Here is a 14111-nt window from a genome sequence, read left to right as displayed (position 1 = left end):
CCAGTGTCGTGCCTATTGGCGGGCGTTGCAAGCGGGGGCGCTGCCCCCGCACCCCCGGAGTATTTCGGCCAAGAAGAAGGGATCAGCCTTTCGGGGCCAGAAGGCGCAGGGCTGCGCGGATGAGTTTCGCGGTATCGCTGGCTTCGGGATTTTCCGAGGCCTGTGCCACGGCGGCCGCGGCCTCGGACGGGTTGTAGCCCAGGTTGGTCAGCGCGCTGAGCGCCTCGGCGGTGGAATTGACCTGTGGCGCGGGGGGCGGGGCGGCGGCCTTGCGCGGCCGGGGGGCCGGTTCGACCACCTCATCCGATGGGGCCAGATCGACCGTCAGGGCCCCGCCCATCGCCATGACCGAGGGCGCCTTGTCCCTGAGTTCCATCACCACACGCTGGGCCAGTTTCGGCCCCACCCCGGGCGCGGCCTTGATCGCGGACCAATCGCCCAGCGCAATGGCCCGGCCCACACCCTCGGCGCCCAGGGTGCCCAGGATCGCAAGCGACGCCTTGGCGCCAATGCCTTGCACCGAGGTCAGCAGGCGGTGCCATTCCTTTTCCAGAAGGCTGGGAAACCCGAACAATTGCAACAGATCCTCGCGCACCAGCAGGTCGGTATAAAGTGCGCAGGCCTGGCCCACCGGCGGCAGGCTGCCGGCGGTTCGGGCCGAGACATGGACGACATAGCCCACGCCGCGCACGTCGATCAGGACATGGTCCATCGCCCGGTGCAGGATGGTGCCCGCGATCCGCCCGATCATGCGACTTTCCCTTTCATCGCCGCCGCCATGCGGCCCGCCGATTGCAGGTGGTGGGCGTGGCAGATCGCCACGGCAAGCGCATCGGCCGCGTCGGGGCCTGCCAGATCCACCCCCGGCAACTGAAACCTGACCATGTGCTGGATCTGGCCCTTGTCGGCATGGCCCACGCCGACCACCGCCTTTTTCACCGCGTTGGGGGCGTATTCCCCCACGCTCAGCCCCGCCTGGGCCGGCGCCAGCAGCGCGATGCCGCGCGCCTGACCCAGTTTCAGCGTGGCCACCGCATCCTTGTTCACGAAGGTCTGTTCCACCGCCGCCGCGTCAGGGGCGTGCCGGGCGATCACCGCGGTCAGGGCCGCATAAAGCGAACGCAGACGCAGCGCCAGATCCTGCCCTTCGGAATGGATGATCCCATTGGCGACATGCGTCAGCCGCGAACCCGTCATCTCGATCACGCCCCAGCCGAGGTTGCGAAGCCCCGGATCGATTCCGATCACGCGCATGTGCCTGTTCCGCCTGCTCTGTTGCCTTTTTCACACGACTAGCACGAAAAGAGAACATCGCAAAGCGCGAACAGATCCCGCAGGCAAAAGAACGGTCGTTCCGGGTTTGCCGGAAAGTTGACGCCGCAGCGCGGAATCGTCCGCCGCCGCGCCGCAGCGGAAGAACGCCCGTCCCCCCCGCACCAAGCCATGCGGCAGGCGCATATCGGGCCTGCCGCCCTGTCGGTTGTTTTCGCACCCGGCCCGGCTTAGGTGCGCCGCATCGGGCCGGGTGCCCGAAAACAATGCACCTTATGAAGGATCACGGAAATGTCCGCCTATGACACCCACCGCGTCCTGACCCGGAGCGGCCGTCCCGGGTTCGTGACGAAACTGGTTGCCGCCATCCTGGCATGGAACGATGCGCGCGTGACTCGTGCCGCGCTGATGAAGCTGAGCGATCGCGAACTGGACGATATCGGTATTTCCCGCGGCGATATTGCCCGGGTCGCGCGTGGCTGAACCAGCGCCACGCGACAAATGAAAAGGCCGTGCCGGTACCCCGGCACGGCCTTTTTCGTGCTGAAATAACCTCAGTTCAAAACCGATTTGATCATGGCGGCAATCCAATGGCTGGCCGGGTCAGGGTGCAGCACCCAGGCGCTGACCTGTTCGCCGATGGTTCCCGCGGCAAGGGCTGCGACCCTGTCCTGATACCCCCCGGAACCCAATTGCGCCAGGATCGCCCCCTTGAACAAAAGCACCGCTGCCAGCACCAACGCGATTGAACGCAGCGGGATCGCGATCCGCCGACGCCCGCGCGCGGCGTCGAAATCGGCGCGGCCCAGCGCATCCCTTGCTTCGAACGAACGCCCGGCGGCATGCATCCGGTTGATGCGCCCCAGACGGTGTTCAAAATCTTTCATGTTCAGGTCGGGCATCGGTCGATCCATGCATGAGAGGGCGGATACCCGCCATCATGCCTTATTTTCGACCGGATTTCGACAGTTAAATGTGGCGATTATGTTCGTTTGAGAACCAATGTCGTCCAGTCGCCGAATTCATCGCGCGATACCAGAACAAATCCCTGCGCCTCATAGGCGGCGATCACCTCATCCGCCTGCGCATGCAGGATGCCGGACAGAATGACATGCCCTGATTCGGCACAGAACCGGCCCATGTCCGGGGCCAGCGCAATCAGCGGCCCTTTCAGGATATTGGCAAAGATCAGGTCATAGGGTGCGCCCTGCTGCAGGCGGGGATGATCGAAACCCGCCGCTTCCAGACAAGTCACCCGGTCTTCAAGCCCGTTCGCGACGACATTGGCCGCCGCCGTTTCAACCGCGACCGGATCGATGTCCGAGGCAAGGACCGGATCGGGCCAGATCCTGGCCGCCGCCATTGCCAGCACCGCCGTGCCGCAGCCGATATCGGCCACCCGCCGCGCGCGCGCGCCCGCCCGGTCCAGCCGGTCCAGCGCGGTCAGGCAGCCCAGCGTCGTGCCGTGATGCCCGGTTCCAAAGGCCATCGCCGCCTCAATCAGCAGGGGCACGGAACCTTCGGGAACCTTGTCCGCATCATGGCTTCCATAGACAAAAAACCGCCCTGCCACGACCGGGGCCAGTTCGCGCTTCACATGCGCGACCCAATCGACATCGGGCAGTTCGGACACCGCGAAGGGTTCCGCCCCATGCGCAACCGCCAGCAGCGCCAGCACGGTTTCATCGGGGTGTTCCAGGAAATAGCTGCCGACTTCCCAGCGTTCCGACCCATCCTCGATCTCGAACACGCCCACGCCATAGGGCGCGGGATCAAGATCCTCCAGCATCTCGGCCAGCGCCTCGGCGCGGTCGCGGTCGGGAAGGGTGGTGAAAGCGGTGAAGGTGGGCATCGCGGCCTCCCGGCTGAAGATTTCGCGCAGCTAGGGCCTTTGGGCCCCGCCCGTCAAGCCGCGCTGCATGCCGGGGCTGCGCCGCGCGCGCGTTTCGCGTATGATTTATATCAAGGCACCGGGCGTCGAAACATGGCACCCGGACGCGGTCCATGCGCAAGGGGGATACCGGAATGGATATCATCGCTCTGGTGGAACGAATCGGCGAGGGGCCGACAGCGGCGCTGTTCGGGGTGATCACCGGCATCATCTTCGGTGTCGCCGCGCAACGGTCGAACTTCTGCCTGCGGGCGGCCACCGTGGAATTCGCGCGCGGCAGGCTGGGGCCGAAGGTCGCGGTCTGGCTGCTGACCTTTTCCACCGCCGTGGTCTGGGTGCAGGGCGCCCAGCTTCTGGGCCTGTTCCGCGCCGGGGACAGCCGCGTGATGGCCGTCCCCGGCAGCTGGTCGGGCGCGATCATCGGCGGGCTGATGTTCGGCGCGGGCATGGTTCTGGCACGGGGCTGTTCGGGCCGGCTTCTGGTGCTGGCATCCACGGGCAACCTGCGCTCGGTCGTCTCGGGGCTGATCTTCGCCGTCGTCGCCCAGATGAGCCTGAAGGGCGTGCTGTCCCCCGCGCGCGACCGTCTGGCGGCGATCTGGACCACGCCGGGGGGCGAAAACGTCAACCTCCTGGCCAGCCTGCGCCTGCCGGACTGGTCTGGCCTTGCCTTCGGGCTCGGGGTCGCGGCGCTGGCGCTGTATCTGTCGCGGCGCAACCAGATCGGGACCCGGGTGCTTGTCTTCGCCTCGGGCGTGGGCTTTGCCGTGGCGGTGGGCTGGGTGCTGACCTGGACCTTGTCACAGGTCAGCTTCGATCCGGTCCCGGTGACGTCAGCCACTTTTTCGGGGCCCTCGGCCAATACGCTGATGTTCTTCCTGGATCGCGACGCAGTGCTGGAATTCGACGTGGGCCTTGTGCCGGGCGTGGTGATCGGGGCCTTCCTGTCCTCGGTCCTGGGCCGGCAGTTCGCCTTCCAGGCCTTTGAAGGGGTGCAGGTGATGCGCCGGTCCATGATCGGGGCGGCCCTGATGGGCTTTGGCGCGATGCTGGCGGGGGGCTGCGCCATCGGCGCGGGCGTCACCGGCGGGTCGATTTTTGCCGGCACCGCCTGGCTTGCACTGTTCTGCATGTGGATCGGCGCGATCGTGACGGATTTCCTGGTCGATCAGCGCAGCCCGCAGGGCCAGACCGCCTGACCCCCCTTCGGATTTGCCCAAATATCCTCGGGGGGAACGCCCTGCTGCCCCTATTGGGGCCGCAGGGCGTGGGGGGCAGACAGCCCCCCGCGGCACCGCTCAAAGGAAGCTCTGCGGATCGATGTCGATCGCCACGCGCAGGTTCGCAGGCACGCGCAGCTGCCCGACCCACTCCGCCACGGCGGCCTGCAACGGCGCCCCCTTGTCCGCCTTCACCAAAAGCCGCACCCGATGGCGCCCGCGCACCCGCGCGATCGGCGCGGGCGCCGGCCCGTACAGCGTGGCCCCCACACGCCGCAATGGCATGTCCGCCCGCGCCAGCGCCGCGCCAAAGTCAAAGACCTGCTGCAACTCCGGCCCCGACAGGATGATCCCCGCCATCCGGCCAAAGGGCGGCACACCCTGCGCGCGCCGCGCCTCGGCCTCGGCACGCCAGAAAGCCTCGTCATCGCCCGACAGGATCGCCCGGATCACCGGGTGGTCAGGCTGATGGGTCTGCAACAATGCCAGCCCCTTGCGCCCGTCGGCCCGTCCCGCGCGCCCCGCCACCTGCCGCATCAACTGAAACGTGCGTTCCGCCGCGCGCAGGTCCGACCCCTGCAGGCCCAGATCAGCATCGATTACCCCCACCAGCGTCAGCAACGGAAAGTTGTGCCCCTTGGCCACGATCTGCGTGCCGATGATGATGTCGGCACCACCGCCCGCGATGGTGCCAATCGCCTCTTTCAGCGCCCGCGCCGATCCGAACAGGTCCGAGGACAGCACCGCCACCCGCGCGCCCGGGAAACGCCCGGCCACCTCTTCGGCCAGCCGCTCCACCCCCGGCCCCACCGGGGCCAGCCGCCCCTCGGCCCCGCAGGATGGGCAGGCGGTCGGCACCGGCTTGCTTTCACCGCATTGATGGCAGACCAACCGCTTCAGAAACCGGTGCTCCACCATCCGCGCATCGCAATGATCGCAGCCGATCTGATGGCCGCAGGCCCGGCACACCGTCACCGGCGCATAACCGCGCCGGTTCAGGAACAGCATCGCCTGTTCACCCTTGCCGATCCGATCCGTCACCGCCGCCGCCATCGTGGGCGAGATCCAGCTGTTGGCCGCCATCGCCTCGGCCCGCAGGTCGATCGTCCGCATCTCGGGCAGTTCCGCCGACCCAAACCGCGACACCAGATCGATGCGCGCATATTTGCCAGCTTCGGCATTGACCCAGCTTTCCAGGCTGGGCGTGGCCGAGGCCAGCACCACCTGCGCCGCCGCCAGCGAGGCGCGCAGAACCGCCATGTCGCGCGCATTGTACAGCGCGCCTTCCTCTTGTTTGTAGGACGTGTCGTGTTCCTCATCCACGACGATCAGCCCAAGATCGCGAAACGGCAGATACAACGCCGAACGCGCGCCCACGACCAGCTGCACCCCGCCCTCGCCCGCCATCCGCCACAGCCGCCGCCGTTCCGTCTGGCTGACGCCCGAATGCCATTCGCCGGGGCACGCGCCAAACCGCTCCTCGACCCGGGTCAGGAATTCCGAGGTCAGCGCGATTTCCGGCAGCAGCACCAACGCCTGCCGGCCCTGCCGCAGACATTCTGCCACCGCCTCCAGATAAACCTCGGTCTTGCCGGACCCCGTGACCCCGCGCAAAAGCGTGGTGCCATAACGACCCGACCGCACCCCCGCACAAAGACGCGCGGCGGCCTCGGCCTGTTCGGCAGACAGGCTCTTGCCGGGCAGATCAGGGTCCAGCCGTGGAAAGGGCTGATCGCGGGGAATGTCCGCCTCATCCACCGCGCCCGCCTTCACCAGGCCCTTCACCACCTGCGTCGTGACCCCGGCCAGCCCGGCCAGCTCCGCCAGCATGAACCCCGCCCCGCCGTGATCGCGCAACAGCTGCAGCACGCGTTCGCGCGCCTCGGTCATCCGGTCGGGCAGAACCGCCCCCAGCCGATAGATCTTGCGCATCCCCGGCGCTTCGCCCAGACCCGGCGCCCGCGTGGCCAGCCGCAGCATCGCAGGCAACGGCGTCAGGGTGTAATCCGACATCTTCACCAGAAAGGCGCGCAACTCCGCGCGCATCGGCGGGGCATCCAGCACCCGCGTCACGGGCCGGATCTTCGACGGATCAAAGCCACCCTGCCCCGGCCCCCAGATCACGCCCAGCACCCGGCGCGGACCCAGCGGCACCTCGACAAAGGCCCCCACCGCACATCCCCCTTCGGGCGCGCGATAATCCAGCGGCCGCCCGATCGGCTCGGTCGTCAGCACCGCGACCAGCGCACCGTCTTCAAACCAGCCCGGATCAGCCATGCCCGTCCCCCCTTCGGATTTGCCCAAATATCCTCGGGGGGCGGCGCGTCCCGCGCCGTGGGGGGCAGACAGCCCCCCTGCCCCGCCCGGCGCCCGCGCAACGGATGGGGGGTTCCGGCAGGCCCCGGATTGCGCTATCAGGCGCCAAACCCGCCTGCAGGAGTCTTGCCATGAAATTCTTCGTCGATACCGCCGACGTCGCCGCCATCCGTGAACTCAACGATCTGGGCATGGTCGATGGCGTCACCACCAACCCCTCGCTGATCCTGAAATCGGGCCGCGACATCATCGAGGTCACGAAAGAGATCTGCGACATGGTCTCGGGGCCCGTCTCGGCCGAGGTGGTCGCGACCGAATCCAGGGACATGATCAAAGAAGGTCTGAAACTGGCCAAGATCGCCCCCAATATCGCGATCAAGGTTCCGCTGACCTGGGATGGCCTGACCGCCTGCAAGGCTTTCGCATCCGAAGGCCACATGGTCAATGTCACGCTCTGCTTCTCGGCGGCGCAGGCGATCCTGGCGGCCAAGGCCGGCGCCTCGTTCGTGTCGCCCTTCATCGGGCGGCTGGATGACAACAACCTCGATGGCATCCAGCTGATCGAGGACATCCGCACCATCTATGACAACTACAGCTTCACCACCAACATCCTCGCGGCCTCGATCCGCTCGGTCAACCACATCACCGATTGCGCCCGCATCGGCGCCGATGTGATCACCGCCCCGCCCGCGGTCATCAAGGCCATGGCCAGCCATGTGCTGACCGACAAGGGGCTGGATCAGTTCCTGAAGGACTGGGCCAAGACCGGCCAGTCGATCTGATCCCAGCCGGACCGGCGATGGCCCGCCGACGCGGGCCATCCTTTCGGCACAAAATTTCCCTGCGAATTCCCCGGATCGGTGTAAGGTTGCGGCCATGACGACAGAAGCCGGCAAGGACACAGGCATGAACGACACCGCGCAGACCGCCGCGCCCCGACAGACCGCGCTGACCGAAGACCTGCGCGAAAAGATCCTCTCCACCCCCGAGATGATCCTGGAAGATCGTGACCTGATGCGCGCCCTGATCGCGGGCAACGAACGCACGATGGGCGGCAATATCGTCGATCTGCGCGGCATCGCGATGGAACGGCTGGAACGCCGGCTGGAACGGCTGGAAGACACCCACCGGTCCGTCATCGCAGCGGCCTATGAAAACCTCGCCGGCACCAACCAGATCCACCGCGCCGTGCTGAAGATGCTCGACCCGGTGGATTTCGAATCCTTCCTGACCAACCTGTCCACCGAGGTGGCCGAGATCCTGCGCGTGGACGCCCTGCGCCTGGTGCTGGAAAACCGCGGCGCCCGCCAGGATCCCGCACTTCAGCGCCTGGGCGAAGTGCTCTGCCTGGCCGAGCCGGGCTTTATCGAGACCTATCTGCGCGCCGGTCGCGCGGGTCCGCCACGCAACGTCACCCTGCGCCAGACCCTGCCCCAGGCTGCCGCCGTTTTCGGCGATGCCGCCGGCTGGCTTCGGTCCGAGGCGGTGCTGCGCCTTGATTTCGGCGAAAACCGCCTGCCCGGCCTGCTGGTCCTGGGCGCCGAAGACCCGCAACAGTTCAAGCCCTCTCAGGGCACCGACCTTCTGACCTTCTTCGCCGGCGCATTCGAACGGGCCATGCGCCGCTGGCTGGGCTGATGGGTCCGGGCTTTTCCGCCGCCGCGGGCGATGCGCTGATGCGCTGGCTGGATCATCTGCGCGCGCTTGATGGCGCTGCGGATGAAACGGTAACCGCCTATCGCACCGATGTGGCGGCCTTCCTCGGCTTTTTGCATAACCATCATGGCGAAAGTCTGGGACGGGCGCGGCTTGGCGCGATCACCCAGGCCGACATGCGCGCCTTTCTGGCGCATGAACGCAACCGGGGCCTGTCTTCGCGTTCCCTGGCGCGGCGGCTGTCCTCGGTGAAATCCTTCATCCGCTGGCTGGCCGACCGTGACGGCTTTGACCCGACCCATGTGCTGGCCACGCGCGCGCCGCGCTATCAGCGCAAACTGCCCCGCCCGCTGACCGAAGAAGCCGCCCGCGCGGTGATCGATCAGGTCGACCTGCAGGCGGCCGAACCCTGGATCGCGGCGCGCGATGCCGCGGTGGTGACGCTGCTTTATGGCTGTGGCCTGCGCATCTCCGAGGCGCTGGGGCTGACCGGCGACTGCGCCCCCCTGCCACAGGTGCTGCGCATCCGCGGCAAGGGCGGCAAGGAACGGCTGGTGCCGGTCCTGCCCGCCGCGCGCGCCGCGGTGGACGATTACCTGCGCCTGTGCCCCTATGACATCGGCCCGGCCACACCGCTTTTCCGCGGGGCCCGCGGCGGCGCGCTGAACCCGCGGCTGATCTCGGGCGCGATGGCGCGCGCGCGCATGGCGCTTGGCCTGCCCGCCACCGCCACACCCCACGCCCTGCGCCACAGCTTTGCCACCCATCTTCTGGCCGCCGGTGGCGATCTGCGCGCGATCCAGGAATTGCTGGGCCACGCCAGCCTGGCGACCACCCAGGTCTACACCGCCGTCGATTCCACCCGGCTGATGGAAATCTACAATTCCGCCCACCCGCGCGCCTGACGCCATTGCAGCCGCCCGCCGAATGGGCGAAGGAGGATCATGGATATCCGCCTGAAAGCCCTTTTCGTGCATCTGCTGACCGCAACCGGCGCGGTTCTGTCGATGCTGGCCATCCTGGCCGCCGTCGACGGGGAATGGAGCCTGATGTTCCTCTGGCTCGTCGTGGCCCTGGTGGTGGACGGGGTCGATGGGCCGCTGGCGCGGCGCTACGCAGTGCGCAAGAACTGGCCCACCTATGATGGCGTTCTGCTGGACCTGATCATCGACTATCTGACCTATGTCTTCATCCCGGCCTTCGCCCTGTTCAAATCTGGTCTGCTTCCCGGCTGGACGGGCTGGATCGCGATCATCGTGATCACCTATACCTCGGCACTCTACTTCGTCGACACGCGCATGAAGACCAAGGACAATTCCTTCGCTGGCTTCCCCGCCTGCTGGAACATGGTGGTGCTGGTGCTGTTTGCGATCGCGCCGAATTTCTGGGTGGTTCTGGCCCTGGTGGTCGCGCTGGCCGGGGCCATGTTCACCAACCTGAAATTCATCCACCCGATGCGCACCCAACGCTGGCGCAACCTGTCGATGCCCGTGGCGCTGGCCTGGACGGCCTGCGCCGGCTGGGCCGCCTGGGTCGATTTCCACCCCGATAGCTGGGCCAACCGGGGCCTGGTGGTGACCACGCTCTACCTGCTTCTGGCCGGCATCGCGCAGCAGATCATCCCCGAAAAACGCGCCTGAGGCTTCTTCTTGGCCGAAATACTCCGGGGGTCCGGGGGCGGCGCCCCCGGCCCTGGCCGCTAGATGCGCGTCACGATCACCCCCAGAACGATCATCCCCGCCGCCAGCGCCTTGGCCGGGCCCATCCGTTCGCCAAAGGCGATCCAGCCGATCAGCACCGCAAACAGGATCGAGGTTTCCCGCAGCGCCGCCACCAGCGCGATCGGCGCCAGCGTCATCGCCCAGACCGAAATCGCATAGGCCCCGTAGGATGCCGCCGAAGCCAGCCCCCCCAGCAGCCATTCCGCGCGCCCGCCAGCCAGAACCGACCGCCCGCGCAACGCCACCATGCCCGCGGCGAACAGCGCCCCGTCAACCACAAAGATCCAGCCCACATAGGCCACCGCATCGCCCGACACCCGCGCACCCAGCCCGTCGATCAGCGTATAACACGCCGTGGCGCAGGCCGATCCCAGCGCAAAGGGCAGCAAGCGCCGGCTTTCCCCGTCGGTGAACACCCCCCGCGCCATCAGCACGATGCCAAGGCCCAGCGTCGCAATACCCAGATATTCCCCCGCCCGCAGCGAATCGGCCAGAAACAGCGCCCCGACCAGCGCCACGATCATCGGCGCCGCGCCACGCGCGATCGGATAGACGCGGCTCAGATCACCCTGTTCATAGGCATAGGTCAGAAAGAACTTGTAGGCGAAATGGGTGCAGCCCGCGGCCAGAACCCAGGGCCAGACCTCGGGCGCGGGCCAGGGGCGGGTGACCACGACGGCCAGGCCGATCGGGATTTCCATCACCGACAACACCACCATGGATCCGACCTTGGATCGCCCCCGCTTGATCAACGCGTTCCACAGCGCGTGCAGGAAGGCCGCGCCCAGAACCGCCACCATGACCCCGACCGTCATCCCGTCACCCCGTGCCGCCACCCTGCGCAGCCCCGGGCCGCTTCGCCAATCGGTAAGCGGTGACGCGGCGCAAGGCAAGCAGGCACACCCCCCGGCCGGACCCGGCGGGGGGGCCGCTGCCAGCCGTCAGCCCAGCGCGTCGTTACAGCGTTTGCAGGTCGCCGCGTGGGCGTGACTGCCCACATCGGGCAGGATCTTCCAGCAGCGCCCGCACTTCTCGCCCAACGCCGTTTCGAACACGACCGAGACGCCGGACACCTCGGGCAGGCGGAAGGCCTCATTCGGGGCCGGGTCGGCGGTCAATTCCAGCGCCGAGGTGATGCAGACATCGGCAAAATCGACCGAATGCAGCGCCTTCAGCAGCCCCGCGTCTTCAACATGCACCACGGGCGCGGCCTCCAGGCTGGCACCGATCGCCTTGGCGGTGCGCTGCACCTCCAGCGCGGCGGTCACGGCGCGACGGGCGCGGCGGATGCCATCCCATTTCTGCGCAAGCGGCTCATCCAGCCAGTCGGCGGGCGTGTCCGGCATGTCGACCAGATGGACCGAGCTGTCTTCGCCCGGGAAACGGCTCAGCCAGACGTCCTCCATCGTGAACACCAGGATCGGCGCCAGCCAGGTGGTCAGGCGGTGGAACAGGATGTCCAGCACCGTGCGCGTGGCCCGGCGCCGCGCGCTGGCGGGCGCATCGCAATACAGGACGTCCTTGCGAATGTCGAAGTAAAAGGCCGACAGGTCCACCGTGCAGAAGTTGAACAGCGCCTGGAACACGCCCTGGAAGTCATAGGCGTCATAGCCCTTGCGGACCGTGTGGTCCAATTCGGCCAGGCGATGCAGGACCCAGCGTTCCAGTTCGGGCATGTCGGCGGGGGCGACACGCTCTGCCGCCTCAAAGCCCGACAGGTTGCCCAGCAGGAAACGCATCGTGTTGCGCAGCCGCCGATAGCTGTCGGCCACCCCTTTCAGGATTTCCTTCCCGATCCGCAAGTCGACCGTATAGTCCGACTGCGCCACCCACAGCCGCAGGATATCGGCGCCATATTCCTTGATCACATCCTCGGGGGCGACGGTGTTGCCAAGCGACTTGGACATTTTCATGCCCTTCTCGTCCAGCGTGAAGCCATGCGTCAGCACCCCGCGATAGGGCGCGCGGCCCTTGGTCGCGCAGGCCTGCAGCATTGACGAATGGAACCAGCCACGGTGCTGGTCGGTGCCTTCCAGATACAGATCCGCAATCCCGTCCGGCGTGCCGTCCGCACGGTCACGCAACACGAAGGCATGGGTGGATCCACTATCGAACCACACGTCCAGCACGTCATAGACCTGTTCATAATTCGACGGATCGGCGATGCCATCCAGCACGCGTTCCTTGAATCCTTGCACATACCAGACATCGGCCCCCTCGGCTTCAAACGCAGCCACGATGCGGGCGTTGACCTGCGCGTCGCGCAACAGGAAATCGGGATCGGTCGGCCTGGCCCCCTTTCTGACGAAGCAGGTCAGCGGCACACCCCAGGCGCGCTGGCGCGACAGCACCCAGTCGGGCCGGTTCTCGATCATCGAATACAGCCGGTTGCGCCCGGTCTGCGGCGTCCATTTCACCAGCCGGTCGATCGAGGCCAGCGCCCGCGCCCGGATCGTATCGCCATATTCACCCATGCCATCGTCCAGCGCCTTGTCGATCGCGGCGAACCACTGCGGCGTGTTACGATAGATCAGCGGCGCCTTGGACCGCCAGGAATGCGGATAGCTGTGCTTCAGCCTGCCCTTGGCCAACAGCGCCCCGGCGCCATGCAGCGCCTTGATGTTGGACACATTCGCCGGGCCTTCCTTGCCCTCGGGGGTTATGATCTGCTGCCCGCCGAACAGCGGCAGGTCGGCGCGGTAGCTGCCATCCTCCATCACGTTCCAGGTCATCGGCAGGCCGAATTTCAGGCCCAGTTGATAGTCGTCATCGCCGTGGCTGGGCGCGGTGTGGACAAAGCCGGTGCCGGCATCGTCGGTGACATGTTCGCCCGGCAGCAGCGGCACGTCATAGTCCCATTCGCCCGCGCCGCCCTCGATCCCGCGATAGGGATGCGCAAGGGCCAGGCCCTCCAGCGCCGCCGCCGGAACATCGCCCAGCCGCTCATGCGCCTCGACCCGGGCCGAAGTCATCACCCCCGCCGCCAGCGCATCCGCCAGAATCACCACCTCGCCCGGCTGCGCCGTCGAATGCTCACCGACCGCAATCACCTCATAGGCCCCGTACGGAATCGTCGGGTTGAACGCCACCGCCCGGTTCTGCGGGATCGTCCAGGGGGTCGTCGTCCAGATCACTACCGAGATGGGCTTCTTCTTGGTCAAAATACTCAATTCCGACCCATCCGGCGGCGCGACGGGCCGGAACCGCACCCAGATCGTGTGGCTGGTGTGGTCGTGATATTCCACCTCGGCCTCGGCCAGGGCGGTCTTTTCGACCGGCGACCACATCACGGGCTTGGACCCCTGATAAAGGCTGCCGTTCATCAGCAGCTTCATGAACTCATCCGCGATCACCGCCTCGGCGTGGTAATCCATCGTCAGGTAAGGCGCGTCCCACTTGCCGGTGATGCCCAGGCGCTTGAATTCGTCGCGCTGGATGTCGATCCAGCCTTCGGCAAAGCGGCGGCATTCCTGGCGGAAGGCAACGATGTCCACATCGTCCTTGTTCAGGTCCTTGGCGCGGTATTGTTCCTCGATCTTCCATTCGATCGGCAGGCCGTGGCAGTCCCAGCCCGGCACATAGCGCGAATCGCGGCCCATCATCTGCTGGCTGCGAACGATGAAATCCTTCAGCACCTTGTTCAGCGCGTGGCCAATGTGCAGATGGCCGTTGGCATAGGGCGGACCGTCATGCAGCACGAAGGGCGCGCGCCCCGCCGCCTGTTCCCGCAGCCGGTCATAGACCCCGATCCGCGCCCAGCGCGCCAGCCAGTCGGGTTCGCGCTGCGGCAGGCCCGCACGCATCGGAAAATCGGTTTCGGGCAGAAAGACGGTGCTGCGGTAATCAGGCGAAGTCTGGGGGGTGTCGGCGCACATCTGGCATATCCTTGACGGGAGGGGGGCGCATCACCCGCGCCCGGTACTGGCGTGAAAATCCCGGCAACCCTGACGCGTCAGAGCGCCGGGCCGGTAATTCGATGTATGATACATACAGGCCAGATCATGCCGCCTTATAGGCCCCGCGCCGCCCTGCGGC

At 66.8% G+C, this 14111-nt stretch carries 13 protein-coding genes; 6 read left to right on the top strand and 7 right to left on the bottom strand.

From position 1 onward, the window contains the following. Positions 1-82 precede the first annotated feature (82 nt). Positions 83-751 carry a Holliday junction branch migration protein RuvA gene (gene ruvA, locus ACK8OU_RS08365; protein ID WP_410302918.1) on the bottom strand — a complete coding sequence of 223 codons (669 nt, stop codon included), beginning with the start codon at positions 749-751 and terminating at the stop codon, positions 83-85. Then, positions 748-1254 carry a crossover junction endodeoxyribonuclease RuvC gene (ruvC, locus tag ACK8OU_RS08360; protein ID WP_410302917.1) on the bottom strand — a complete coding sequence of 169 codons (507 nt, stop codon included), beginning with the start codon at positions 1252-1254 and terminating at the stop codon, positions 748-750. The genes ruvA and ruvC overlap by 4 nt, the downstream gene beginning before the upstream one ends. A gap of 309 nt (positions 1255-1563) precedes the next feature. On the opposite strand from ruvC, the gene ACK8OU_RS08355 reads away from it, so the two are divergent. Beyond that, entirely contained in the window at positions 1564-1755 is a 192-nt protein-coding gene (locus ACK8OU_RS08355; RefSeq protein WP_250040142.1) for a DUF1127 domain-containing protein, read from the top strand. 71 nt (positions 1756-1826) lie between these two features. Here ACK8OU_RS08355 and ACK8OU_RS08350 read toward each other — a convergent pair whose 3' ends face one another. Together ACK8OU_RS08350 and ACK8OU_RS08345 are read right to left on the bottom strand one after the other, a co-directional pair. Continuing rightward, on the bottom strand, positions 1827-2186 hold the full coding sequence (locus ACK8OU_RS08350) for a hypothetical protein (protein WP_410302916.1): 360 nt from the start codon (positions 2184-2186) through the stop codon (positions 1827-1829). Between the two features lie 68 nt (positions 2187-2254). After that, on the bottom strand, positions 2255-3124 hold the full coding sequence (locus tag ACK8OU_RS08345; RefSeq protein WP_410302915.1) for a 50S ribosomal protein L11 methyltransferase: 870 nt from the start codon (positions 3122-3124) through the stop codon (positions 2255-2257). 173 nt (positions 3125-3297) lie between these two features. Between ACK8OU_RS08345 and ACK8OU_RS08340 the strand changes: the two genes are divergently transcribed. After that, positions 3298-4362: a YeeE/YedE family protein gene (locus ACK8OU_RS08340; protein WP_410302914.1), complete on the top strand. Its 1065-nt coding sequence runs from the start codon at positions 3298-3300 to the stop codon at positions 4360-4362. 99 nt (positions 4363-4461) lie between these two features. On the opposite strand, the gene ACK8OU_RS08335 is transcribed toward ACK8OU_RS08340, so the two are convergent. Further along, entirely contained in the window at positions 4462-6660 is a 2199-nt protein-coding gene (locus ACK8OU_RS08335; RefSeq protein ID WP_410302913.1) for a primosomal protein N', read from the bottom strand. A gap of 170 nt (positions 6661-6830) precedes the next feature. Here ACK8OU_RS08335 and fsa point away from each other — a divergent pair, with 170 nt between their 5' ends. The 4 genes from fsa (at position 6831) to ACK8OU_RS08315 (ending at position 9995) form a co-directional block, all read left to right on the top strand. After that, positions 6831-7481 carry a fructose-6-phosphate aldolase gene (gene fsa / locus ACK8OU_RS08330; protein ID WP_410302912.1) on the top strand — a complete coding sequence of 217 codons (651 nt, stop codon included), beginning with the start codon at positions 6831-6833 and terminating at the stop codon, positions 7479-7481. A 124-nt stretch (positions 7482-7605) separates the two neighbouring features. Continuing rightward, positions 7606-8337: a DUF484 family protein gene (locus ACK8OU_RS08325; RefSeq protein ID WP_410302952.1), complete on the top strand. Its 732-nt coding sequence runs from the start codon at positions 7606-7608 to the stop codon at positions 8335-8337. Next, positions 8337-9260, top strand: coding sequence for a tyrosine recombinase XerC (locus tag ACK8OU_RS08320; RefSeq protein WP_410302911.1), 924 nt, complete (start codon positions 8337-8339; stop codon positions 9258-9260). Before ACK8OU_RS08325 ends, ACK8OU_RS08320 begins: the two co-directional genes overlap by 1 nt. Positions 9261-9299: 39 nt before the next feature. Further along, positions 9300-9995, top strand: coding sequence for a CDP-alcohol phosphatidyltransferase family protein (locus tag ACK8OU_RS08315; RefSeq protein WP_410302910.1), 696 nt, complete (start codon positions 9300-9302; stop codon positions 9993-9995). 59 nt (positions 9996-10054) lie between these two features. Here the strand turns inward: ACK8OU_RS08315 and ACK8OU_RS08310 are convergent, their stop codons facing one another. Next, positions 10055-10891: an EamA family transporter gene (locus ACK8OU_RS08310; RefSeq protein ID WP_410302909.1), complete on the bottom strand. Its 837-nt coding sequence runs from the start codon at positions 10889-10891 to the stop codon at positions 10055-10057. A gap of 126 nt (positions 10892-11017) precedes the next feature. Continuing rightward, a complete protein-coding gene (gene ileS / locus ACK8OU_RS08305; RefSeq protein WP_410302908.1) occupies positions 11018-13951 on the bottom strand; it encodes an isoleucine--tRNA ligase in 2934 nt (977 codons plus the stop codon). Between the last annotated feature and the right edge of the window lie 160 nt (positions 13952-14111).

It is taken from the genome of Pontitalea aquivivens, from assembly GCF_046507575.1.
Classification (GTDB): Bacteria; Pseudomonadota; Alphaproteobacteria; order Rhodobacterales; family Rhodobacteraceae; genus Pontitalea; species Pontitalea aquivivens.
This window is presented reverse-complemented; position numbering and strand designations above follow the sequence as displayed.

Bases quoted from the DNA above. Each gene is read 5' to 3' on its own strand.
- ruvA (WP_410302918.1), bottom strand. From the start codon at position 751: ATGATCGGGCGGATCGCGGGCACCATCCTGCACCGGGCGATGGACCAT.
- ruvC (WP_410302917.1), bottom strand. From the start codon at position 1,254: ATGCGCGTGATCGGAATCGATCCGGGGCTTCGCAACCTCGGCTGGGGC.
- ACK8OU_RS08355 (WP_250040142.1), top strand. From the start codon at position 1,564: ATGTCCGCCTATGACACCCACCGCGTCCTGACCCGGAGCGGCCGTCCC.
- ACK8OU_RS08350 (WP_410302916.1), bottom strand. From the start codon at position 2,186: ATGGATCGACCGATGCCCGACCTGAACATGAAAGATTTTGAACACCGT.
- ACK8OU_RS08345 (WP_410302915.1), bottom strand. From the start codon at position 3,124: ATGCCCACCTTCACCGCTTTCACCACCCTTCCCGACCGCGACCGCGCC.
- ACK8OU_RS08340 (WP_410302914.1), top strand. From the start codon at position 3,298: ATGGATATCATCGCTCTGGTGGAACGAATCGGCGAGGGGCCGACAGCG.
- ACK8OU_RS08335 (WP_410302913.1), bottom strand. From the start codon at position 6,660: ATGGCTGATCCGGGCTGGTTTGAAGACGGTGCGCTGGTCGCGGTGCTG.
- fsa (WP_410302912.1), top strand. From the start codon at position 6,831: ATGAAATTCTTCGTCGATACCGCCGACGTCGCCGCCATCCGTGAACTC.
- ACK8OU_RS08325 (WP_410302952.1), top strand. From the start codon at position 7,606: ATGAACGACACCGCGCAGACCGCCGCGCCCCGACAGACCGCGCTGACC.
- ACK8OU_RS08320 (WP_410302911.1), top strand. From the start codon at position 8,337: ATGGGTCCGGGCTTTTCCGCCGCCGCGGGCGATGCGCTGATGCGCTGG.
- ACK8OU_RS08315 (WP_410302910.1), top strand. From the start codon at position 9,300: ATGGATATCCGCCTGAAAGCCCTTTTCGTGCATCTGCTGACCGCAACC.
- ACK8OU_RS08310 (WP_410302909.1), bottom strand. From the start codon at position 10,891: ATGACGGTCGGGGTCATGGTGGCGGTTCTGGGCGCGGCCTTCCTGCAC.
- ileS (WP_410302908.1), bottom strand. From the start codon at position 13,951: ATGTGCGCCGACACCCCCCAGACTTCGCCTGATTACCGCAGCACCGTC.